General features: G+C 42.5%; 22 protein-coding genes. 20 read left to right on the top strand and 2 right to left on the bottom strand.

Annotated features, from left to right (window positions below; all coding sequences use genetic code 11):
- The 14 genes from yqeK to eno all read left to right on the top strand — a co-directional run bounded on the left by yqeK (position 1) and on the right by eno (position 14,096).
- The gene (gene yqeK / locus HMPREF9708_RS01985; RefSeq protein WP_006308356.1) at positions 1 to 618 is read left to right on the top strand and encodes a bis(5'-nucleosyl)-tetraphosphatase (symmetrical) YqeK; all 618 of its coding nucleotides are present in this window, start codon (positions 1 to 3) and stop codon (positions 616 to 618) included.
- Positions 619 to 626: 8 nt separating this feature from the next.
- Positions 627 to 989 carry a ribosome silencing factor gene (gene rsfS / locus HMPREF9708_RS01980; protein ID WP_006308355.1) on the top strand — a complete coding sequence of 121 codons (363 nt, stop codon included), beginning with the start codon at positions 627 to 629 and terminating at the stop codon, positions 987 to 989.
- A gap of 98 nt (positions 990 to 1,087) precedes the next feature.
- Positions 1,088 to 1,657, top strand: coding sequence for a TetR/AcrR family transcriptional regulator (locus HMPREF9708_RS01975; RefSeq protein WP_006308354.1), 570 nt, complete (start codon positions 1,088 to 1,090; stop codon positions 1,655 to 1,657).
- Between the two features lie 191 nt (positions 1,658 to 1,848).
- Positions 1,849 to 3,645 carry an oleate hydratase gene (locus HMPREF9708_RS01970; protein ID WP_006308353.1) on the top strand — a complete coding sequence of 599 codons (1,797 nt, stop codon included), beginning with the start codon at positions 1,849 to 1,851 and terminating at the stop codon, positions 3,643 to 3,645.
- Between the two features lie 278 nt (positions 3,646 to 3,923).
- Positions 3,924 to 5,132, top strand: coding sequence for a tRNA(Met) cytidine acetate ligase (locus HMPREF9708_RS01965; protein WP_006308352.1), 1,209 nt, complete (start codon positions 3,924 to 3,926; stop codon positions 5,130 to 5,132).
- Positions 5,133 to 5,257: 125 nt separating this feature from the next.
- A complete protein-coding gene (locus HMPREF9708_RS01960; RefSeq protein WP_006308351.1) occupies positions 5,258 to 5,812 on the top strand; it encodes a DUF177 domain-containing protein in 555 nt (184 codons plus the stop codon).
- 27 nt (positions 5,813 to 5,839) lie between these two features.
- Positions 5,840 to 6,022, top strand: coding sequence for a 50S ribosomal protein L32 (gene rpmF / locus HMPREF9708_RS08000; RefSeq protein ID WP_006308348.1), 183 nt, complete (start codon positions 5,840 to 5,842; stop codon positions 6,020 to 6,022).
- Between the two features lie 211 nt (positions 6,023 to 6,233).
- Positions 6,234 to 6,842 carry an ATP-dependent Clp endopeptidase proteolytic subunit ClpP gene (clpP, locus tag HMPREF9708_RS01955; protein ID WP_006308347.1) on the top strand — a complete coding sequence of 203 codons (609 nt, stop codon included), beginning with the start codon at positions 6,234 to 6,236 and terminating at the stop codon, positions 6,840 to 6,842.
- A gap of 213 nt (positions 6,843 to 7,055) precedes the next feature.
- Positions 7,056 to 8,111 (top strand): sugar-binding transcriptional regulator, encoded by a 1,056-nt coding sequence (locus tag HMPREF9708_RS01950; RefSeq protein ID WP_006308346.1) that lies wholly within the window; start codon positions 7,056 to 7,058, stop codon positions 8,109 to 8,111.
- Between the two features lie 13 nt (positions 8,112 to 8,124).
- Positions 8,125 to 9,123 carry a type I glyceraldehyde-3-phosphate dehydrogenase gene (gene gap / locus HMPREF9708_RS01945; protein WP_006308345.1) on the top strand — a complete coding sequence of 333 codons (999 nt, stop codon included), beginning with the start codon at positions 8,125 to 8,127 and terminating at the stop codon, positions 9,121 to 9,123.
- Between the two features lie 64 nt (positions 9,124 to 9,187).
- Entirely contained in the window at positions 9,188 to 10,384 is a 1,197-nt protein-coding gene (locus tag HMPREF9708_RS08495; protein WP_006308344.1) for a phosphoglycerate kinase, read from the top strand.
- Positions 10,385 to 10,402: 18 nt separating this feature from the next.
- Entirely contained in the window at positions 10,403 to 11,161 is a 759-nt protein-coding gene (tpiA, locus tag HMPREF9708_RS08490) for a triose-phosphate isomerase (RefSeq protein WP_006308343.1), read from the top strand.
- Complete coding sequence (gene gpmI / locus HMPREF9708_RS01930; protein WP_006308342.1) at positions 11,161 to 12,714, top strand: 2,3-bisphosphoglycerate-independent phosphoglycerate mutase; 1,554 nt, start codon at positions 11,161 to 11,163, stop codon at positions 12,712 to 12,714. The genes tpiA and gpmI overlap by 1 nt, the downstream gene beginning before the upstream one ends.
- A 77-nt stretch (positions 12,715 to 12,791) precedes the next feature.
- On the top strand, positions 12,792 to 14,096 hold the full coding sequence (eno, locus tag HMPREF9708_RS01925; RefSeq protein WP_006308341.1) for a phosphopyruvate hydratase: 1,305 nt from the start codon (positions 12,792 to 12,794) through the stop codon (positions 14,094 to 14,096).
- A gap of 109 nt (positions 14,097 to 14,205) precedes the next feature.
- Here eno and HMPREF9708_RS01920 read toward each other — a convergent pair whose 3' ends face one another.
- A complete protein-coding gene (locus tag HMPREF9708_RS01920) occupies positions 14,206 to 15,147 on the bottom strand; it encodes a DMT family transporter (protein WP_006308340.1) in 942 nt (313 codons plus the stop codon).
- A gap of 228 nt (positions 15,148 to 15,375) precedes the next feature.
- On the opposite strand from HMPREF9708_RS01920, the gene HMPREF9708_RS01915 reads away from it, so the two are divergent.
- The 3 genes from HMPREF9708_RS01915 to HMPREF9708_RS01905 are packed head-to-tail and all read left to right on the top strand — an operon-like array spanning position 15,376 to position 17,677.
- The gene (locus tag HMPREF9708_RS01915; RefSeq protein ID WP_006308339.1) at positions 15,376 to 16,107 is read left to right on the top strand and encodes a methionine ABC transporter ATP-binding protein; all 732 of its coding nucleotides are present in this window, start codon (positions 15,376 to 15,378) and stop codon (positions 16,105 to 16,107) included.
- Positions 16,107 to 16,799 carry a methionine ABC transporter permease gene (locus tag HMPREF9708_RS01910; RefSeq protein WP_006308338.1) on the top strand — a complete coding sequence of 231 codons (693 nt, stop codon included), beginning with the start codon at positions 16,107 to 16,109 and terminating at the stop codon, positions 16,797 to 16,799. The genes HMPREF9708_RS01915 and HMPREF9708_RS01910 overlap by 1 nt, the downstream gene beginning before the upstream one ends.
- Positions 16,800 to 16,813: 14 nt before the next feature.
- On the top strand, positions 16,814 to 17,677 hold the full coding sequence (locus tag HMPREF9708_RS01905) for a MetQ/NlpA family ABC transporter substrate-binding protein (protein WP_006308336.1): 864 nt from the start codon (positions 16,814 to 16,816) through the stop codon (positions 17,675 to 17,677).
- A gap of 54 nt (positions 17,678 to 17,731) precedes the next feature.
- On the opposite strand, the gene mnmH is transcribed toward HMPREF9708_RS01905, so the two are convergent.
- Positions 17,732 to 18,751: a tRNA 2-selenouridine(34) synthase MnmH gene (gene mnmH / locus HMPREF9708_RS01900; RefSeq protein ID WP_006308335.1), complete on the bottom strand. Its 1,020-nt coding sequence runs from the start codon at positions 18,749 to 18,751 to the stop codon at positions 17,732 to 17,734.
- 179 nt (positions 18,752 to 18,930) lie between these two features.
- Between mnmH and rlmN the strand changes: the two genes are divergently transcribed.
- The 3 genes from rlmN (at position 18,931) to HMPREF9708_RS01885 (ending at position 21,286) form a co-directional block, all read left to right on the top strand.
- Positions 18,931 to 20,058 (top strand): 23S rRNA (adenine(2503)-C(2))-methyltransferase RlmN, encoded by a 1,128-nt coding sequence (rlmN, locus tag HMPREF9708_RS01895; protein WP_006308334.1) that lies wholly within the window; start codon positions 18,931 to 18,933, stop codon positions 20,056 to 20,058.
- Positions 20,059 to 20,153: 95 nt separating this feature from the next.
- Positions 20,154 to 20,387 (top strand): preprotein translocase subunit SecG, encoded by a 234-nt coding sequence (secG, locus tag HMPREF9708_RS01890; protein ID WP_006308333.1) that lies wholly within the window; start codon positions 20,154 to 20,156, stop codon positions 20,385 to 20,387.
- Positions 20,388 to 20,521: 134 nt separating this feature from the next.
- Entirely contained in the window at positions 20,522 to 21,286 is a 765-nt protein-coding gene (locus tag HMPREF9708_RS01885) for an alpha/beta hydrolase (protein WP_006308332.1), read from the top strand.
- Positions 21,287 to 21,292 lie beyond the last annotated feature (6 nt).

Raw genomic sequence — 21,292 nt, 5'->3', positions numbered from 1 at the left:
ATGCGAGAAGCCATTCACTATAAGCAAGACTTGATTGCCCTCAAGCGTCAAGATTTAATTGATCAACTTGAGCGAAGACTATCAGCTAAGCGATTTAGCCATGTCTTAGCGGTTGAGGCGACAGGCATTGAATTAGCTCAACTTTACAAGGTTGATCTAGAGGAAGTATCGATTGTCTGTTTGCTGCACGATTATGCTAAAGAGATGGATCCAGCAGAAATGCTGCGGTTGGCTGAATGTTACTATCCAGCAGATGACTTATCAACAGCTAATGAGGGCATTTGGCATGGTCCAGCTGCTGCGGAAATTGCGCGCACACAAATGCAGGTCCATTCCAGTCATCTACTTGATGCGATTGCCTTCCATACGACTGGCTGGTACCAAATGTCAGATGTTGCAAAGATTTTATATTTAGCAGACTACATTGAACCCTCGCGCGATTTTAAGGGAATTGATAAGATGCGCAAACTCGCTTATCAAGATCTAGACCGAGCGTGTTACCGCAAACAGCGCACATCCATTAAACACCTGATGAAGAAGCAGATGTATATCTATCCCTTACAAATTCTAATTTATAATCACTGGACCGAAAGAATTAATTTAGGACAAAGCCTATAGGAGGTATTATGACGACAGCAAAAGATAAATTATCCATAATTGTTAAAGCCGCAGATGACCGTATGGGGCAGGATATTTTGGCATTAGATGTCAGCCGTTTAACCCCGCTTGCAGAGTATTTTGTTATCATGCACGCCAAGAATGACCGCCAATTGCAGGCGATCATTGAAGAAATTCGTGAAAAGTGTCAAGAGGCTGGTATCGCTATCAAAGGTATTGAAGGAAAAGACGGGGGGAAATGGATTCTATTAGATGCCTATGATGTCGTTGTCCATGTCTTCCATCATGAAGAAAGAGTGCACTATAATCTGGAGAAGATTTGGGTTGAAGCGCCGCTGGTGGACATTTCAGAATGGATTGCACCGCAGTAAGGGCTTGATAATGATTGGGCAATTTTAAATCGTTGTTGTTAAAGAGTGTGAAATTGATTTACCCACCTATCATGAAGGAAATCAATCGAGGGGGTTCCATGGTTAAACAATATACTAAGGAATTAATTCAGGAAGAATTCTTGAAGCTCTTAGAAGAGCAAGCCTTCAATAAGATTACCATCGCGATGCTGACGCAGCGGTGTGAAATCAGCCGAAATACTTTCTATTATCATTACGAGGATATTTATATGTTAGTGAAAGAGATTCTAAAAGAAGAGCTTGATAGAGTCGATAGAGCCTTTAATGCTACTGCTTCCTGGGAAGAGAGCTTGATGCACGCTGCCTCCTTCCTGATGAGCAACAAGAAAGCGGCACAAAATTTGTTCCGCTCAATTGACAAGCAGGATACGGATAACTACCTCTATACGATTTGTGAATCAGTGATGAGTAAATATGTTGAAAATGAGTGTCTAGTTAAGCAGATTGACGCTAAAGAAGAGGATAAACGCCTGATTACGGACTTTTATCGAGCTGCTTTAGTGGGTCTTCTAGATAAATGGATTCAAGAAGGGATGGTCGAGTCACCCGAACAAGTGATTAATCGAATTGGAACTCTATTTGATGGGAATATTGAACGTTCCTTGCGGATCAGTCAAAGATTAGATTAAGGTATGATGATCACTATTTTTACGAGTGCTAAGAAACCTGTAGAAAGGTTTTTGGGCACTCTTTTTAAATTGCCCAAAACTATTACAGTGGAATAAAGTTAGCAGAGTTTAGGATAATTGCCACGTATTATATATGGTTGAAAATCAAGAGAGTCGTTACAATCAAGACAAATCATAAAGGAGGAAATGTTATGGAAATTAAAACGTTTGATGAGCGACTTAAGCTCGGTAATGGGGACTATGATCGTTTAGTTCATTCACGCAAGCCTAAAGGTATTGATGACAAGCAGGCCTACATTGTCGGGACTGGAATTGCAGGCCTCGCGACAGCTGGTTTCCTGATTAAAGATGCACATATGCATCCCTCTAAGATTACCTTTTTAGAAAAAGAAGACATCGCTGGGGGAGCACTTGACGGACGCCTTCTCTCTGAAATCAATTATGTAGCCCGCGGCGGTCGTGAAATGGGCCATCATTTTGAAGTTTTATGGGATTTATTTAGTGTGATTCCTTCAAGAGAAGACCCTGAGATGTCTATCTTAGATTACTTCTATTATACAAATCTTGATGACCCAAACTTTAGTAATTGCCGAATTACACATAAGAAGGGTGAGCGCTATGATAATGGGAAATTTAATCTGTCTCAAGATGTCATTAAAGAAATTATTCACCTAGTCTTAACACCTGATATGGATTTACAGAATGTTGCCGTTGAAGAAATTTTTTCAAAAGAATTCCTAGCGAGTGATTTTTGGATCTTCTATAAGACCATGTTTGCTTTTGAGGATTGGCACTCAGCCTTAGAATTTAAACTATATGTTAATCGTTTTATTCATCATGTGGGAGGATTACCTGACTTATCTGCCTTACAATTTACCCGGTATGATCAGTATGAATCGATTGTCACACCAATGATTGATTGGTTAAGAAAGCAAGGGGTCCAAACCGAATATAATTGCCAGGTTGAAGACCTCGAATTTGAAATAAGTGATAATAAAAAGCTTGCTACTAAGATTGTGGCTACCGATACACAAACAGGTGCCGATAAATCGATTAGCTTGTCAGAAAATGATTTAGTTTTTGTGACAACCGGTTCCCTAGTTGAAGCCTCTTCTTACGGTGATAATTTTACCGCTCCTGATCTTGCAATCGACTCTTCCGAAAGCTTCAAATTGTGGAAAAACATAGCAAAAAAATCACCTGATTTTGGTAAGCCAGAGGTCTTTACTTCAACTATTGACAAGACCAATTGGGAATCTGCTACTATCACGGTCAAGAGTCAGGAAATAGCATCCTACATTGAAAAAATTACCCAACGCAGCCCTTATACAGGAAAAGTTGTGACGGGTGGCATTGTGACAGCTGTTGATTCGAACTGGCTCATGAGCTGGACCATTAACCGGCAAGGTCAATATATGGGTCAACCAGAGGACCAAATAGCAGTATGGGTCTATGGCTTTTTTACAGATGTTGATGGGAACTTCATAAAAAAACCAATGAAAAAATGTACAGGTGAAGAAATTGCTAAGGAATGGTTATACCACATTGGAGTCCCTGAGCATGAATTTGACCGTTTAGCTCAAGAGACTTCTACGATTCCTGTTTATATGCCTTATATCACTTCTCAATTTATGCCAAGAAGCTTTGGGGATCGCCCCTATGTTGTTCCTAAAAATGCAGTAAACTTTGCCTTTCTGGGTCAATTTGTTGAAACGCTCGATAACCCTGGGCGTGATACAGTCTTTACGACTGAATATTCTGGACGCTGTGCCATGGAAGCGGTCTATGTTTTGACCGGCGTAGAGAAAAAAGTTCCAGAGGTTTTTGCCTCAAGTTATGATGTTCGCTACATGTTAGCTGCTGCCAGCGCACTTCAAGATGGTGAAAAACTTAAACTTGATCTTCCATTTGGATTTGGAGCGGTCATTGAAAATAAAATAAGAGGAACTGAAATTGAAAGAATGCTAAAAGAGTATCACTTAATCTAACGGGTGTATCCATTAGCGATTAGATCACCTAACCCCTTGAACCAGTCGTTTAGTTGCCAATAGGTGCTAGTAAACGACTGGTTTTTTATGCTGAATGTAGCCCGAGAAACATCCAGGCACAAACTCAAGCAAAGAGTATGGATGAATACTATTAATTTTTTGAATTTAGGATAAAATTTACAAGTTGTCAGGGATCCACTATAATTTAGAGAAGATAATAGCTGGTTGATGGAGAGACATCTCAGTAAGCTAGCTAGATCAAGAGTAGGAGGGGTCTCATGAAGACAACTGCCATTGTTGCAGAATATAATCCGTTCCATTTTGGCCATGCCTATCAACTCAAGGAGGCACGTCGTCAGACTGGAGCCGATTGTATCGTGGTCCTAATGAGCGGCAATATTGTTCAACGTGGTGAATTTGCTATTCTTGATAAGTGGCAGCGAGCGGAATTAGCTCTTGGACACGGGGCAGACTTAGTACTAGAGTTGCCTTTGGAAGCCAGTCTACAAGCAGCTGATTATTTTGCCTTCTATGCAATGGAAGTGGTTAAGGCTTTAGGTGTGGATCATTTAGTCTTTGGAACTGAATCTGCTGGATTACAAGATTTGCTGGACTACCATGACTTTGTGGTGAACCATCAACCGCTTATTGATGCAAAGATTTCAGGCTTCATTAAGGAAGGGTTCTCCTATAGTAAAGCGCACCAGCTAATAATGGATCAAGCACTCGAAGGTGAGGATAGGGAATTTAACTTTGATCCTCATTTAAGTAACCATATTTTAGCGATTCAATATCTCAAGCACTTGCAGGGAAGTGGGGTTCAACCACTTGCAATTAGACGCTGCCAAGATCCAGATCAACTTGCTCAGGCCTTGGATCTTCCAAAGGGTTTTGTGCCCGAAGCTATCCTATCTGCTAGTCAAATTCGCAGCTTGCCAGCAGATGCGCAAGCTTTAAGACAAAATCTACCCCTGGCGAGTTGGCATAAACTATCCACTCAACCACAGGTTACCTGGTCCGATTATTTTCCCCTCTTACGTTACGCAATTCTTTCATCTGGTCCGGGTCATTTAAGAACCATACAGTCGGTCGATGAAGGGTTTGAGAGAGTCATCTACCAAAAAGCCCTTGAATCCAATTCCTGGCAAGACTTGGTTCAATCCTTAGTTTCGCCACGCTGGACACGATTAGCCATTCAAAGAAAACTTCTTCAGATTTTGTTACACTTAACTAAAGAGGAATGGCAGGACTATCTACAGTTGAGACAAGCGACCTCTCCCATCCGAATTCTGGCTTTTAACCAACAAGGGCGAAGCTTTCTAACGGGGTTCCAATCTGAAAGAATTAAATTGTTCAGTAATCTTTCTAAAGTAATAGAACCTGCTTATCGTCTGATGTTGCGAGCGGACCGTGTCTACCAAGTGAATCTTAATCATCAATTGGAAGACCAGATCATCGCACGTCACCCTATCCACCGCCCCTTTTAATAAAGTGGGATCGAGGTTATTTTTGAATTTGATGGCTCTTGAACACCCTCTTTGAAGGGAAAGAGATATTGACAAGTAATTGTTTCTTAAGTATAATAATTTTTGTCGTTTTAGAGGTGATAGTAATGAAATGGACCGTTCAAAAGATTTATGAAGCATGCCGTGGTGGCGATCTTCTTTCTTTTAGTGAAGAGATTGATATTACGGGACGGATGAATCGAAGAAAGACGGATATACTTCATTTAGAAAAGGTTCAAGCAGATGGCTATTTCCTTTTGCAAGATGGGGCAATCATTCTTCATTATGAGATGACTACGAAGGTAACCTTACCTTCAACCCGGAGTCTTAAACCTGTGGTAGTTCCTTTGACGGTAAAAGTCAAAGAACGCTACGTCGATCAAGCACATGATACGAATGCTCAGGATTATGAAGAGGTGACGATCGGACTTGAGGACGATCAGATTGACCTTGCTGATTCAGTTGTAGATAACCTCGTCTTAAATCTCCCGGTTAGGGTCATTGGGGAGGATGAAGAGGACCAGGATTTACCTTCTGGTCAAGACTGGAAAGTTATAAGTGAGGAGTCTTATAAGATGCAGCAAGCAGCCAAGAAAGAGGAAGAGGATCCTCGGTTTGCAGCCTTAAAAACGTTAAAAATAAAATCAGATGACCAGAATTAGTCATTGATATTTCAGGAGGTGTAGAAGATGGCAGTTCCAAAGAGAAGAACATCTAAATCAGTTAAAAGAAAACGTCGTACACATTTTAAATTAAATGTCCCAGGTATGAATGCGTGTCCTGAATGTGGCGAATTAAAATTAAGCCACCGAGTGTGTTCAGCTTGCGGTTATTATGATGGTAAAGAAGTTACCAGCAAGTCAGCCGACTAATTGAATCAATAAGATAATCAGCTATCTCAGCAAATTCCAGAGCTAAGTGACAATTCGTCCTTAGCTTTTTTGATTTGATGGGATTCCACAGGCTTGTCATAAAAAGTCGATCAAGCTAGATGGATTGAACAGCTACTTTTCTTGACCTTTCTTGACCTATGAGGTATACTGAACGCGTGCAGATTTCTTGAAATGACTAGGAGGAGATATAATGAATTTAGTTCCAACAGTGATTGAACAAACATCCAGAGGGGAACGTGCCTATGATATTTATTCACGTCTTTTAAAGGACCGAATTGTGATGTTGTCTGGTCCAGTCGATGATAATATGGCCAACTCTGTAATTGCCCAACTGTTATTTTTAGATGCCCAAGATCCAGATAAGGATATCTATCTATATATTAATTCTCCTGGAGGTAGTGTTACAGCAGGACTTGCGATTTTTGATACCATGAATTTTATTAAGGCGGATGTCCAAACGATCGTGATCGGAATGGCTGCTTCAATGGCTTCTGTTCTATTAGCTGCAGGGACCAAGGGAAAACGGTTTGCACTTCCAAATGCGGAAGTCATGATTCATCAGCCTTTAGGTGGTGCTCAAGGCCAAGCGACTGAGATTGAGATTGCGGCTCGCCATATCCTTAAGACCCGTGAACGACTCAACCAAATTTTGAGTGAAGCAACAGGGCAACCTTTAGATGTGATTAACCGTGATACTGATCGTGATAATTTTATGAGTGCTGATCAGGCAAAAGAATATGGTTTGGTTGACGAAGTGATGGAGAATCGCAAGGCTCAATCCGATAAAAAAACGAAATAAGTGTTAAAGAGCAGGGTATCCTGCTCTTTTTCTATGACCTGGATATTATTGGACAGAGTGGACTCTTCAAGTCAATTGGTGGTCGATTAACGCCCAACTGAACGAATTCTTATTCCTTGCAGTTTTTTGCGTGAAGGGTATAATGAGATTGTGAAAGGCATTTTTCCACTGAAGTTGATGGTCGTTTATGGACCGTCTGAGGAGGTGCAGACTATGGAGGAGACTTTATTAAGACTTGTCCCAGAATTAAAAGGTTTAATGGCGGTCAGACTCAGAATATTGGATCTCTTGAGTCAACAATCTTCCCCTATAGGGCGCAAGCTTCTTGCCCAAGAGGTTCAAATGAGTGAACGGTCTTTACGTACTCAATTAGCTGTCTTGCGAGACCAAGCCTTGATCGATGTGACGCGGCTAGGAATTGAGTTGCAAGAAGAAGGACGGCTTGTCCTTGAAAGACTGGTGTCAGACCCTGGGGTCAGTTCGGACCAAAGAAGAGCGATGGAACGGGCACTCGAAGAAGAGCTGGGATTAAAAAGATGCTACCTGGTTGATCAAGCTTCCTCTGATTCATTAGACACCTTCCAAGCGCTTGCGCTTCAAGTCCAGACTCTTTTGGCGGAAGAAACAAGTGGACCGATTGATGTGGCTGTGACAGGAGGTACGACACTTGCTAATCTTGCTCAGTATTTGACACCTGATTTGACACGGGCACGGCCTGTGACCTTTGTCTCGTGTCGTGGAGGCGTGTCAGGGACCTTTCATATTCAATCTAATACAGTTGCAGGTTTGATGGCGCAAGCAACGAAGGGGACTTATTTACCCCTCTATCTGCCTGATTCAATGTCCCAAACAGCCTATCAGGAAGTTCAGCAAGACCCATCTATTCAAGAAGTCTTGACTCGCAGTCGTCAAGCACAAGCCATCTTACTAAGTGTAGGCTCAGCTCAGGTGATGGCGGGTAGGCGGCAATTGAGTTCTGAAGAGCAGGATTTGATCACGCAAAAGCAGGTTGTGGGGGAAGCCTTTGGCACTTTTTACAATCGGGACGGTGAAGTGATTTTTTCTTTACCAAGAATAGGCGTCCAGCTTGAAGATTTACAGCGTTTTCCGTTAATATTAACCATAGTAGCGGGTGGTCATAAAGCACTTGCTACCCGAGGCTTCTTCCAATTGTTAAAACAAGAGAAAGAGCAGGTGATTCTCATCTGCGAAAAAAGCCTCGCTTATCAAGTTTTAAATGGGGAAACCCAATTAAATAATAAATCCTAAGGGGGAAAAATTGATGTCAACTAAGATTGCAATTAATGGGTTTGGTCGGATTGGACGGTTAGCACTTCGCCGGATTTTAGAAAAGGGATCCGATTTAGAGGTTGTGGCTATTAATGACTTGACAGATAATGAAGATTTAGCCTATCTATTAAAGTATGATTCAGCTCAAGGACGTTTCCCATATTCAGTGGAAGCTAAGGGCGATGTATTAGTGGTTGATGGCAAAGAAATCAAAGCATTCGAAGAAAAGGACGCATCTAAATTACCTTGGGATCAATTAGGTGTTGAATTTGTCTTAGAGTGTACAGGCTTTTATAATTCAGCTGAAAAAGCCCAAGCACATATTGATGCAGGCGCAAAGCGGGTCTTAATTTCAGCTCCCGCTAAAGATCAAGTCACCAAAACGATCGTATATGGAGTGAACCACCAGGAACTTTCGGCGGATGATGTGATTGTCTCTGCTGCCTCTTGTACGACAAACTGTTTAGCACCAATGGTCAAAGTTTTAAATGATGAGTTTGGCTTAAAATCTGGCCAAATGGTAACCGTTCACGCTTATACAGCAACACAAAAACTCCAAGATTCTCCAGGAGGACGTAAGAATCGTGCGGGTGCCTTCTCAATTATTCCAGCTTCTACTGGAGCAGCTAAGGCGATCGGTAAAGTAATCCCTGAATTAGATGGAAAGATTGATGGGGCTGCTCTTAGAGTACCAACTATTACGGGTTCGCTGACAGAGTTATATGCGGTCTTAGATAAAGAAGTAACGAGTGAAGAGATTAATGCTGCGATGAAGAAACATGCTTCGGATGCTTTTGTTTATGAAGAAGATGAAGTTGTATCAGCTGATATCATCGGTTATCCAGCAGGTTCTGTTTTTGATGCAACCCTAACGAAGGTTATGGGCGAAGGGGATGACCAAATTGTCCTAACCGCGGCATGGTATGATAATGAGTATGGTTTCACAGCGAATATGATCTCAACTTTAGAATATTTTGTAGATTTAAACTAATTTAAAAGCCAGACTGGCGGGGAAGCTTTCGCGCTTCTCCGCTTTTTGTAAGGGAGGAATTTAAATGACAAAAAAAACCATTAAAGATCTTTCAGTAAAGGGAAATACCGTTTTGGTGAGGGTTGATTTTAATGTTCCCATGCAATCCGGCCGAATAACGGATGATAAGCGAATTGTGGCTGCTTTAGAAACGATTCAATATCTGATTGATCATCAAGCGAAGGTCGTCTTATTTTCTCACCTCGGAAAGATCAAACAAGCAGAAGATATCGAAAACCCTGACCGTGATCTCCAACCAGTTGCCAAAAGATTAGCAGAGTTATTGGATCAAGAGGTTACTTTTTGCCCACAAACTCGTGGTAGTGAGTTAGAATCAGCGATCCAATCACTTAAAGAAGGGGAAGTTGTCTTAGTGCAAAATACCCGCTTTGAAGACTTAGATGGTAAGAAAGAATCGAAGAATGACGAGGAATTAGGCAAATATTGGGCCTCTCTGGGGGATTTGTTTGTTAATGATGCTTTTGGAACAGCCCATCGTGCTCACGCTTCAAATGTAGGGATTGCCCAGCATTTAGAATCCGCTATTGGCTTCTTGATGGAAAAGGAGGTTCAATTCTTGGGTGAAGCGGTTGACCAACCCAAGCGTCCCTTTGTCGCGATTCTAGGAGGCGCCAAAGTCTCTGATAAAATCAAAGTGATTGAGAACCTTATCCAGAAGGCCGATAAGATTATTATCGGTGGGGGTATGGCCTATACATTCTTCAAGGCCAAAGGATGGGAAATAGGACAATCAATTTGTGAAGACGACCGCTTAGCCATTGCCAAGGAAATCTTAGAGCAAGCAGGAGATAAGTTGGTCTTACCAGTGGACACAGTGGTCGCTAAAGAATTCTCAAATGAAGCAGACCATCATGTAGTACCCTCTAATCAAATTCCAGCGGAAGAGATGGGGATGGATATTGGACCAAAATCAATTGAGCTGTTTACCGAAACTTTACAGGACGCAGCGACGGTGGTTTGGAATGGCCCAATGGGCGTGTTTGAGATGGCGAATTTTGCTAAGGGGACAGTTGGTCTCTGTCGTGCAATTGCTCAGTTGCAAGATGCGACTACGATTGTTGGGGGCGGTGATTCAGCAGCTGCTGTTAGCCAGTTAGGTTTCGAAGATCAATTCACACATATTTCAACTGGAGGCGGGGCTTCACTGACTTATCTGGAGGGAAGCGAATTGCCTGGTTTAGTTGCAATAGATGACCTTTAATGATGAAGGGAGAAGACAATGTCACGGAAAAAAATTATTGCTGGAAATTGGAAGATGAACAAGCAGATTGAGGAAGTTTATTCTTTTATAGAAGGGTTACCAGACTCATTGCCAGTCGATGATTCACATGTTGCGATCATTGGCGCACCGGCTGTCTATTTGACGACCTTAAGCGAAGCCTTAGAAGATACACCCATCCAATTAGCCGCACAGAATTGCTTTTGGGAAAACAAAGGTGCTTATACAGGAGAGAATAGTCCAAGTGCTCTAGCAAGCATTGGCGTCAGTCATGTCATCATTGGACATTCGGAGCGTCGTCAATATTTCCATGAATCCGATCAAGAAATTAACCAGAAAGCCCAAGCAATTTTTGCGAACGGGATGGTCCCAATTATCTGTTGTGGTGAAAGCCTGGAGACCTATCAGGCCGGCCAAGCCAGCTCATTTGTAGCAGACCAGATAAAAGCTGCCATCAAAGGGTTAACCCTAGATCAAGTACAGAATTTGATGATTGCTTATGAACCCATCTGGGCGATTGGAACTGGGCAATCCGCCACACAAGAGGATGCTCAGCGGATGTGTCAGGCGATACGTCAAGTCATCGCACAAGAATTTAGTGAAGAAGTGGCCAACAAAGTGCACATACTTTACGGTGGTTCGGTTAAGCCTGCGAACATTGGGGAATATCTTCAAGCACCTGATGTGGATGGTGCCCTTGTCGGAGGCGCAAGTTTAGAGGTTCAATCTTTTTTAGACTTATTGGAGGCGAGTAAGTAATGACCAAATCTCCAGTTGCCATTATAATTTTAGATGGTTTTGGCTGGCGCGAGCATCATGTTGAAGGAAATGCGGTGGCTCAAGCACATAAGCCAAACTTTGACCGCTATTACAATACTTTCCCCCATGCCTGTCTCAAAGCCTCAGGATTAGCAGTTGGCTTACCGGAGGGTCAAATGGGAAATTCAGAGGTAGGTCACACTAATATTGGAGCTGGTCGAGTTGTCTATCAGAGTTTAACTCGTATTGATCAAGCCATTAAGACGGGGGAATTTCAATCGAATGCGGCTTTTAATCGGGCTTTTGACCATGTGAAGACCGAGGGGTCTAATCTTCACCTGATGGGCTTATTGTCGGATGGGGGAGTTCATAGCCATATCCATCACTTGATGGCATTAGTTGACTTGGCTAAAGCAAAAGGGATTCAAAAATTATATATCCATGCTTTTATGGATGGTCGTGATGTTGACCCGAAGGCAGGTCTCTCCTATATCGAACAAATCGAGAGTCATTTAACGAAGGTCGGGCTGGGTGAGATCGCTACAGTTTCAGGTCGCTATTATGCCATGGACCGAGATAAGCGGTGGGAACGCCTTCAATTAGCCTATGATGCTTTAGTAAAGGGTCAAGGTAAGTATTTTGAAAGTGCCTATCAGGCGGTTGAGCAAAGTTATCTGCAGGGTGTGACCGATGAGTTTATTGTGCCCTCGGTCATTGGCTCTGAGGGGCATCCAACAGCAGCTATTTCTGACAAGGATGCGGTGATTTTCTTTAACTTTAGACCTGATCGGGCGATTCAATTATCCAATGCCTTAACCCAAGAGGATTGGCCCTATTTTGATCGGGGATCCGGTTTGCAAAATCTGAAGTTGGTAACCATGACACATTATCAAGACGGAATGAAGGCGGATGTGGCTTTTCCCCCTATTCAGCTTAAGAATGTTCTCGGGGAAGTCCTATCCAAGGCAGGGCTTAAGCAGTTACGTATTGCTGAGACCGAGAAATATCCCCATGTGACTTTCTTCATGAATGGGGGAAGTAATGAAGAGTTTCCAGGTGAAGACCGTATTCTCATCCCATCACCCAAAGTGGCCACTTATGATCTCAAGCCAGAGATGTCCGCGTATGAAGTTGGTCAGGCCCTTCATCAATCCATCCAAGAGGACCAGTATGATGCGATAATCTTGAACTTTGCTAATCCTGATATGGTGGGGCATTCAGGGCAATTACAACCGACGATTAGAGCGATTGAGGCAGTAGATGAGAACTTGGGACTAGTTGTCGATGCCATACTAGCTAAGGGAGGAAAGGCAATTATCTTTGCGGATCATGGGAATGCTGAGACGATGACGACTGAGGAAGGCAAACCCCATACAGCGCATACAACTGTCCCAGTGCCGGTCATTGTAACTCAAGCTGGCATCCAGTTAAGAGAAGATGGCCAACTTTGTGATATTGCGCCAACTATGCTGGATCTGCTTCATCTTCCACAACCAGCTGAAATGACAGGCCAGTCCTTGATTGTGAAAGCAAACCATGAGTTGAGTGATTAATTGAATTTTAAGTGATGAATGCATACAATGAAGCTGAAGCAGTCTTGTTTCGATAATCAAAAAGGAGCGAAAAAAATATGTCCTATATTACAGATGTTTATGCGCGTGAAGTGCTCGATTCAAGAGGAAATCCGACGATTGAAGTGGAAGTTTATACAGAAAGTGGGGCCTTTGGTAGAGGAATGGTCCCTTCAGGTGCTTCAACAGGTGAACATGAGGCGGTTGAATTAAGAGACGGTGATGAAGACCGCTACGGTGGTAAAGGGGTTTCCAAGGCTGTGGATAATGTAAACCATGTGATTGCAGCAGCCCTTCTAGGTTATGATGTTCTTGACCAACAAGCAATCGACCAAGTCATGATTGAAATGGATGGAACTGAAAATAAAGGGAAGCTAGGTGCCAATGCGATTCTCGGGGTATCGATTGCTTGTGCTCGAGCAGCGGCTGATTATTTGGATATTCCACTCTACCAATATCTCGGTGGCTTTAACACTAAGGAATTACCTGTTCCCATGATGAATATTGTCAATGGAGGATCTCATTCAGATGCTCCGATCGCTTTCCAAGAATTTATGATTTTGCCGGTTGGAGCAGAAAGCTTTAAAGAAGGATTACGCTGGGGAGCTGAAATCTTCCATCAATTGAAGAAACTTCTGAAAGAACGCGGTCTTGAGACGTCAGTCGGTGATGAAGGAGGATTTGCCCCTCGATTCGAGTCGACTGAAGATGGCGTGGAAACCATTCTTGAGGCGATCCAACAAGCGGGTTATCGTCCAGGAGAAGAAGTCTTCCTTGGGTTTGATTGTGCGGCATCTGAATTTTATGAAGAGGGCGTTTATGATTATTCCCTATTTGAAGGGCCAGAAGGATCTAAACGAACTTCAAGCCAGCAAGTGGATTATCTTGAAGAGTTAGTCAATAAATACCCGATTATTTCAATCGAAGATGGGATGGATGAGAATGATTGGGAAGGTTGGGAACTTTTGACTCAACGCTTGGGCCAAAGAGTTCAATTAGTGGGGGATGACTTGCTAGTGACCAATACGACCAAGTTGCAGCAAGCCATTGATCAAGGTGTTGCGAATTCAATCTTGATTAAGGTGAACCAAATTGGAACCCTAACAGAGACATTTGATGCGATTGAAATGGCTAAAAGAGCTGGCTACACTGCGGTGATTTCGCATCGTTCTGGTGAGACTGAGGATTCTACTATTGCAGACATTGCAGTGGCGACCAATGCGGGACAGATTAAGACCGGGTCTCTCTCACGAACGGATCGGATTGCTAAATACAATCAATTATTAAGGATTGAAGATGAATTAGGTGATTTGGCTCAATACAATGGTAAAAGGGTCTTCTATAATTTAGCAGACTTTAAATAGACAAATAGACCTTGTTGGATCGCTATGAGAAGCGCATCAAGTTGAGCCAATCAAGTTCTGTGCAAGCAAAAAAGCGAGTAGCGTCAAGCTACTCGCTTTTTATTTTAAATCATGGCTGGGTCGTTGAGGAAGTCTCTTTGTCCAGTAGGAAGCTGAGTTTTGTCTCCGAAATGATGATTGCAAGGAAAATCAGGCTAAAGCCAATTAAAGTATATTTGGTTAATTGCTCGATGCCTAAAAGGACAGGAATAATAATTCCAAACACGGATTCCAAGGTCAGAATAATGGCAGCTGTTGATTCATTGGTATAGCGTTGACCGAGATTTTGCAAGAGGATTGCAAGAGTAGTACATAAAACAGCTAGGTATAGCATTTCGAGAACAGCGGGTCGCGTCAATTCAAGGCCTTGGTTATTCTCAAATAAGAAGGTTGCTGGCCAGGATAAAAGGGCTGCGACAATAAATTGAACAATGGTCATCAAGATCGGATCTCTTCCATCAGAATATTTAGTGATCGCGACAATGTGTAGGGCAAAAAGGAAGCCACTAACTAGGGCCAATCCATCACCAATAACGGCATCTTTACCAGCCTCAAAGACGGAATTACCAGCCATTGAAACAAAATAAATGCCGACAATCACTAAGAGTGCCGCAATGAGATTGAACTTGTCTGGTTTTTTGCTTATTAACCACCAGGCAAGGAAGGGAACGATGACGCAGTAGGAGGCGGATAAGAAGGCGGACCGTCCTGGATCGGTATAGGTAACTCCCAGCGTTTGACTGGTATAGGCTGCAAATAAGCAAATACCAATTTTGATTCCGTTGATCCAATCCGCTTTTGTCGCGTTTTTAACCTTGCGCCAGAAGATGGCCACTAGAATTAGCCCTGCTATGGAAAAGCGTAAGGCGAGAATCAGTAGGGGATTAAAAACTGCTGAAACATCCTTGACGACGGTGAGCGAACTGCCCCAAAGAAAAGCAACAATGAGTAAAGCCAATTTGGCTAAAAGTGTGTGCCGAGTTGGTTGTTTTGGTTTTGTTTGTTCTTTCAAAAATAAATCACCTCGGGATGTAGTGTAACAATAAAATTAATAAAGATAAACTACATTTTAATACGAAAAAGGTGAAAATCTTGTCAACAGATAATCGCAGAGTACACTTCTTGCCGAAGAAGGGTCTGGAATTGAAAGAAAAGGAAAAGGATTACTTCCAGAATTTACTAAATAGTCAAAGTCTGCTATCATGTTGGCGGGGAATATTTAGGAAAGGAAGGTGAATAAATGATCGAACTTGTTGATGTCGCTAAGGAGTATCACATAAATAATCACAAGATACGAGCTGTCGACGGGGTATCTTTAAGTATCCAATCCAATGAAATTTTTGGAATAGTGGGTGAGAGTGGCGCAGGCAAATCGACCTTATTACGGTTTATTAACCTGCTCGAAAAGCCAACGACAGGAAGTGTGTTGATCGATGGAGAAGATCTAACTGCTTCAAGTAAAGAGGCTTTACGCTTAAAGCGAAAGAAAATCTCAATGGTTTTTCAGCAGTTTAATCTCTTAAATAATAAGACGGTTGCTGAGAACATCTTGCTCCCACTGTCATTGCATGCTTACGAAGATAGCTTATCCTTAGAGAGTGTCTTGAAATTTGTGGGCTTAGAAAATCAACGTCACCAGTATCCCAGTCAGTTGTCTGGTGGACAAAAGCAAAGAGTTGGGATTGCGCGCGCCTTGATAACTAAACCAGAAATTCTTTTGTGTGATGAGCCGACTTCAGCCTTAGACATGGTCATGACGTCTGAAGTGGTCAATCTCTTAAGAGCTGCCCATCAAAAGTTCAATATGACGATCGTAGTAGTTACGCATGAACTGGATGTTGTTCAACAATTGTGTCAACGTGTTGCCTTAATTGAAGCAGGACGCTTGGTCGATATCGTGGATAACCATTCAGCTCAAGCAAAAAGTTTTGAAGGCACTTATCATGATAAGGTCTTGGAGGTATTGGCGTAGTGGAGTGGAATGAAGTGATTGAAAAGATTCTAGACTACTGGCCTAAATTATGGGCGAGTTTAGGAGAAACAGGGATTATGCTAGGATTTGCAACGCTAGCTGCATTACTAGTGGGACTGCCGCTAGGAACGCTCTTGTTTCTTACGTCGAAGGGACAACGGCTGGGGCATACACCATCCAGTCGGTGGTTGCATCAACTCTTGAACTTGATTGTGAATGTTGTTCGGTCCTTTCCCTTCTTATTACTGGTTGTTGCTATGCAACCGCTGATTAGGCAGGTCTATGGACGAGCAACGGGTGATCCTATTGCTGCCTCTTTTCCTATGATGGTGATTGCTGTGGCCTTGTATGCTAGATTTGTCGAACAATCATTATTTGATGTGCCCAAGGGCGTCGTTGAATTAGCTGATGCATTGGGGGCAAACCTATTTCAATTGATCTTTAAATTTCTTTACGTTGAGGCGAGATCCTCCCTGTTAGTTGGTTTTACGACTGCTTTTATCTCTTTTTTGTCCTATTCGACAATTATGGGGGTTGTTGGCGGTGGTGGCATTGGGGATTTTGCGATTCGATATGGCTATCAGCGGTATGAGAATGAGATCATGTATGTCGCGATCATAATTATTATTGTATTGGTCCAAGTCTTGCAATGGGCGGGGATGAAGTGGGCCCGCCAGTTAGATCGAAGATAAAAAAGGAGAATTATATGCTTAAGAAATTATTGGTTACAGGATTAGTTGCTGCTTTTGGATTATCTGCATTAACAAGTGTTACATATGCCCAAGAAGAGACTGTCTTGAAGGTGGCATCTCAAGTCCCACCTATGACGGATATTGTTGAATTAGCTGCAGAAGCAATTGAAGAGCCCTACACAATTGAATTAGTTGAAGTAACAGACAATGTCCAATATAACGAAGCGGTCTTCAATGATGAAGCTTATGCAAGCTTTGCTCAACACATGCCTTTTATGGAAATGTTTAACAAAGAAAAAGAGGCTGACTTGGTTGCGATTCAACCCATTTATAATGCGGTTGTTGGCTTCTATTCACCCGTTTATAAGTCAATTGACGACATTGAAGAAGGTGCAGAAGTAGCGATTCCATCTGACCCAACAAATGAAGCGCGTGCTCTCTTGATCCTAGCACATTATGGTTTAATTGAGCTTCCAGAAGATATCGGCTTATTCCCTACAGTGGATGATATTGTAGAGAATCCTCACCAATTAAAATTTACCACGCTTGAAGTTGGAAATACACCAGCTGCCTATGAAGATGGAGTTGAACTTGTCTTCTCTTATCCAACATATATCGCGAAATTAGACTTGACGCCAGCGGATGCCCTCTTCTTGGAAGAAGACCCTGAAGATCGCTTTGCCATTCAAGTGGTGGTACGTGAAGGTAACAAGGATAGCGAAGCAACTAAAGCATTGATTAAAGCCTTTAACTCAGACAAGGTTCGTGCATTTGTTGATGAATTATCAGAAAAAGGACATTTGAAACCTTCTTTTGATTCAAATGCGACCGAAGAACCAGCTGATTCAGAAACGACTGAAGAAAGCGCTGAAGAATAATCTGAGTAGTGAAAATATAGATGAAAAGCCCCGAGCAAAAGCTTGGGGCTTTAGTTATGAATAGAAACGGATGAGCTCTTGGGCTGCTCGCGTAGAGTCACTATTATCAAGTGATAATTCAAACTGTTTCTTGGTGATATGGTAGTGCGGATCATAGTAGTGGACCATGAGGTCTTCAATCACACTCGCTGAATCCCCTTCTTTTAATTTATTGATTGCCTGTTGACGTCGGTCTGGGTTCATTTTGTCCATACTTTCTAAGGTCTGGATCAAGTCCTCGATCTGATGAGGTTGATCAGGTTTTAAGTATTCTGACTGGATACGATGGATCCGCAATGAGAGAGAAGACTCGATAAAGACTTGGTGAGGAGAAGATTGGTAGGCTTCAAGTAGGGGAAGTGGAGTATGGACTTTGCCAATACTGGCACTTTCGCCTTCAAGAAAGACTAACTTTTGATCGAATGATTGAAGGATGTGCAGCAAATGAGCTTCATAGTTCTTTTGGCTAGGTTGGGCGGGAAGGCCAACATGACCGAAGTGCGATCCCCGATGACAGGCGATCGCTTCCAGGTCTAAGACTTGTTGGCCCCTTTGTTTGAGTTGGTGGAGAATTTCAGTCTTTCCCGTTCCAGTAAGTCCATTCAAGCAGACAAAATCAAATTGACTGGCTATGGTTGACAAGGTATTGTTTGAATAGTTTCGGTAGGCCTTATACCCCCCTTTAAGTTGGTAGACAGGTTCACCTAAACCCGTTAATAGGCCAAAAATTGATGAAGAACGAAAGCCTCCCGACTTACAATAAAAGACGAGTTGGTAGTCGGCCATTAATCGTTGCACTCGATTGAAATATAGCGGCAACTGGTCACTCATATAACGAATAGCACGTGCCTTGGCTGCTTGAGGGCTAACCTTTTTATATAAAGTGCCGACCGCTTCATGGGTCAAATTATCCATGACTGGTAAGTTAATGGCTTGATAGATGTGACCTGTTTCAAATTCTCTTGGGCTTCTCACATCGATGAAGCAGGGGCGGTCGAGTTGACGAGCTGTTTCGAAGGTAATAACACTTTCCACATTGAACACCTGATTTATTAGTTTTATTAATATGTGCTATTTTAACGCTTTTAAAGGGTAAATGGCAAGTGAACCAACAGATTTTATGGCTGAAGACAGGATTAATTTGAAATGATAAAGACAGTTAGCTTACTTTGTGCTAAACTGAACATGGAAAACAAGTGAAGGGATCTGAAAGAATGAAATCGATCTACAGTTTAAGTTTGGATGAGATGCAGGATTGGTTAGAGGATAAGGGAGAAAAACCTTATCGGGCCGATCAAATTTGGCAATGGCTCTATCGTCATCATGTGGCTTCCTATGATGAAATGACAAATATTCCAAAGACCATTCTCGATCAACTTAAGCAGGAATTCATATTTTCACCTTTGCGGACCCAGATCATTCAAAAGGCTCAAGACCAAACGACAAAATTCCTTTTTGAATTACAAGACCATTCTATGATTGAAACCGTGCTAATGTACCATCACTATGGGATATCCGTGTGTGTTACGACACAGATTGGATGCAATATTGGATGTAAATTTTGTGCCTCTGGCTTGATACCCAAGGTTCGAGACCTAGAAGCGGGTGAAATTGTTGCCCAAATTATGTTTATTCAGCGTTACCTCAACCAACAAGCAAAGGGTGAGAAGGTATCCCATATCGTGGTCATGGGGATTGGGGAACCATTTGATAACTATGATAATGTCTTGCAGTTCATTCGGATCGTGAATTCGGATAAAGGGATGGCGATCGGCGCACGGCATATTACGGTATCGACTTCTGGCCTAGCGCCTAAAATCCGCCAATTTGCGCGTGAAAATATCCAAGTCAACTTAGCGGTTTCCTTGCATGCGCCAAATAATGAGACACGGTCTTCAATTATGAAAATCAATCGCCAATACCCGATTGAAGAGTTATTTGAAGCTATTTATGAGTATATTCACTTGACAAATCGGCGTGTAACCTTTGAATATATTATGATTGATGGGGTTAATGACCGACCAGAACATGCCATAGAATTGGCCAAACTTTTGCGACCAATGCTTAAACTCGCCTATGTGAACCTTATTCCATATAATCCAGTGGCTGAGAACCCTTTCGAACGCTCAAGTGAAGAAAATATCGCGCGTTTTTATGACCTTTTAATGCAGAATGGAGTCAATTGTGTGGTGCGGCGCGAGCATGGTAAAGAAATTGAAGCGGCTTGTGGCCAGCTGCGCTCGCAATATGAGCGCCAGCGACGTGAGAAGCGTGCACGTCGAACCAAGGAAGAACTTCGTCAATTATCACAAGCCAGAAAAGCTAATCAAGTCCAGAATTAGCTAGGTAAAGTTTGACTTCATCATTCCAAAAGACCCCCTGTTTATGCTATAATTTAAAAGGTCATCGAATAAGGAATAAGGAGGAAATTGAATCCATGTATAATGCTTTAATTGTGGCCTTAGTAATTGTATGTATATTAATGATTCTTTTTGTGATTATGCAGCCATCCAAGAGTAATGCTGCTTCTACCTTAACGGGTGGTGGAGATGATGGTTCTGTTAAGCAGAAAGCGCGAGGATTTGAAGCTTTCTTGATCAAGGCAACAACCATTTTAGGCATCTTATTTTTTGTCATTACCTTAGCACTCGCTTTCTTATCAGCTAAATAATCTGTAAGCAGAGAACGTACTACTTGACAGCGTTTAGTCGAGGGTGCGTTTTTTTGTTCTAGGCGGAAGGGTCGAAATCATTGTAAGAATAAGCTACAATAACCATAGTGACTGTGATATTGAGGAGTGATACCATGAATAAGAAACCGCCCTTCAACAAGGCGCTCTATTTAGAAGGCCAGGATGATCATGTTGCCATCCTATTACTTCATGCCTATACTGGGACAACGCGTGACGTCAACCTATTAGCTCGTCAGCTTAATCGTCAAGGATATACGATCCTAGCCCCCTTGTTTAGTGGCCATGACACGCCTGATATCAAGACGATTTTGGACTATTCTCCTCTGATTTGGCGAGAAGAAGCGCACCAAGCTTATGACTGGCTGGTTAGCCAAGCTTATCAGCAAGTGCTTGTTTTTGGTCTATCAATGGGGGGCTTGATGGCAACGGATATTATGGCCCATCCTGATTACCAAGGAGTAGCTGGGGGTGTCTTTAATGCGCCAGTCGTGACAGACCGCCCCCTTGATTTACAAGAATCCTTCATGCACTTAGGTAAGGTGTTGGCGCGGTTGCGGCATGAAAGTGATCAATTTAAAGAGGACTCAGGACAGATATTAGCAGGGCATTTGGAACAGATGAAAGAGATTGAAGCGATCAAGGAAGATGTGACCAGCCGGCTGGACCAGGTCACAGTACCATTCTATATTGCTCAATCAGGAGCGGATGAATTGATCGATCCCCAAGATGCTTATCGTCTGCAAGACCATCTAGTCAACGCACGAATTGATTTTCATTATTTTCCAGAGAATACGCATACGATTCCAACAAATCGAGACCGCCAAGCCTTTGACCAGTCTGTTTTGAATTTTGTAAAGCAAGTTACCCATCCTTATTAGAGCTGA

Source organism: Facklamia languida CCUG 37842 (assembly GCF_000245795.1).
GTDB lineage: Bacteria > Bacillota > Bacilli > Lactobacillales > Aerococcaceae > Facklamia > Facklamia languida.
The sequence above is the reverse complement of the archived record's forward strand: the minus strand, read 5'-3'. Positions and strand labels throughout refer to the sequence as shown.

What these genes read in the sequence shown, in the direction of transcription:
- yqeK (WP_006308356.1), top strand. Translation starts at nt 1, where the DNA reads ATGCGAGAAGCCATTCACTATAAGCAAGACTTGATTGCCCTCAAGCGT.
- rsfS (WP_006308355.1), top strand. Translation starts at nt 627, where the DNA reads ATGACGACAGCAAAAGATAAATTATCCATAATTGTTAAAGCCGCAGAT.
- HMPREF9708_RS01975 (WP_006308354.1), top strand. Translation starts at nt 1,088, where the DNA reads ATGGTTAAACAATATACTAAGGAATTAATTCAGGAAGAATTCTTGAAG.
- HMPREF9708_RS01970 (WP_006308353.1), top strand. Translation starts at nt 1,849, where the DNA reads ATGGAAATTAAAACGTTTGATGAGCGACTTAAGCTCGGTAATGGGGAC.
- HMPREF9708_RS01965 (WP_006308352.1), top strand. Translation starts at nt 3,924, where the DNA reads ATGAAGACAACTGCCATTGTTGCAGAATATAATCCGTTCCATTTTGGC.
- HMPREF9708_RS01960 (WP_006308351.1), top strand. Translation starts at nt 5,258, where the DNA reads ATGAAATGGACCGTTCAAAAGATTTATGAAGCATGCCGTGGTGGCGAT.
- rpmF (WP_006308348.1), top strand. Translation starts at nt 5,840, where the DNA reads ATGGCAGTTCCAAAGAGAAGAACATCTAAATCAGTTAAAAGAAAACGT.
- clpP (WP_006308347.1), top strand. Translation starts at nt 6,234, where the DNA reads ATGAATTTAGTTCCAACAGTGATTGAACAAACATCCAGAGGGGAACGT.
- HMPREF9708_RS01950 (WP_006308346.1), top strand. Translation starts at nt 7,056, where the DNA reads ATGGAGGAGACTTTATTAAGACTTGTCCCAGAATTAAAAGGTTTAATG.
- gap (WP_006308345.1), top strand. Translation starts at nt 8,125, where the DNA reads ATGTCAACTAAGATTGCAATTAATGGGTTTGGTCGGATTGGACGGTTA.
- HMPREF9708_RS08495 (WP_006308344.1), top strand. Translation starts at nt 9,188, where the DNA reads ATGACAAAAAAAACCATTAAAGATCTTTCAGTAAAGGGAAATACCGTT.
- tpiA (WP_006308343.1), top strand. Translation starts at nt 10,403, where the DNA reads ATGTCACGGAAAAAAATTATTGCTGGAAATTGGAAGATGAACAAGCAG.
- gpmI (WP_006308342.1), top strand. Translation starts at nt 11,161, where the DNA reads ATGACCAAATCTCCAGTTGCCATTATAATTTTAGATGGTTTTGGCTGG.
- eno (WP_006308341.1), top strand. Translation starts at nt 12,792, where the DNA reads ATGTCCTATATTACAGATGTTTATGCGCGTGAAGTGCTCGATTCAAGA.
- HMPREF9708_RS01915 (WP_006308339.1), top strand. Translation starts at nt 15,376, where the DNA reads ATGATCGAACTTGTTGATGTCGCTAAGGAGTATCACATAAATAATCAC.
- HMPREF9708_RS01905 (WP_006308336.1), top strand. Translation starts at nt 16,814, where the DNA reads ATGCTTAAGAAATTATTGGTTACAGGATTAGTTGCTGCTTTTGGATTA.
- rlmN (WP_006308334.1), top strand. Translation starts at nt 18,931, where the DNA reads ATGAAATCGATCTACAGTTTAAGTTTGGATGAGATGCAGGATTGGTTA.
- secG (WP_006308333.1), top strand. Translation starts at nt 20,154, where the DNA reads ATGTATAATGCTTTAATTGTGGCCTTAGTAATTGTATGTATATTAATG.
- HMPREF9708_RS01885 (WP_006308332.1), top strand. Translation starts at nt 20,522, where the DNA reads ATGAATAAGAAACCGCCCTTCAACAAGGCGCTCTATTTAGAAGGCCAG.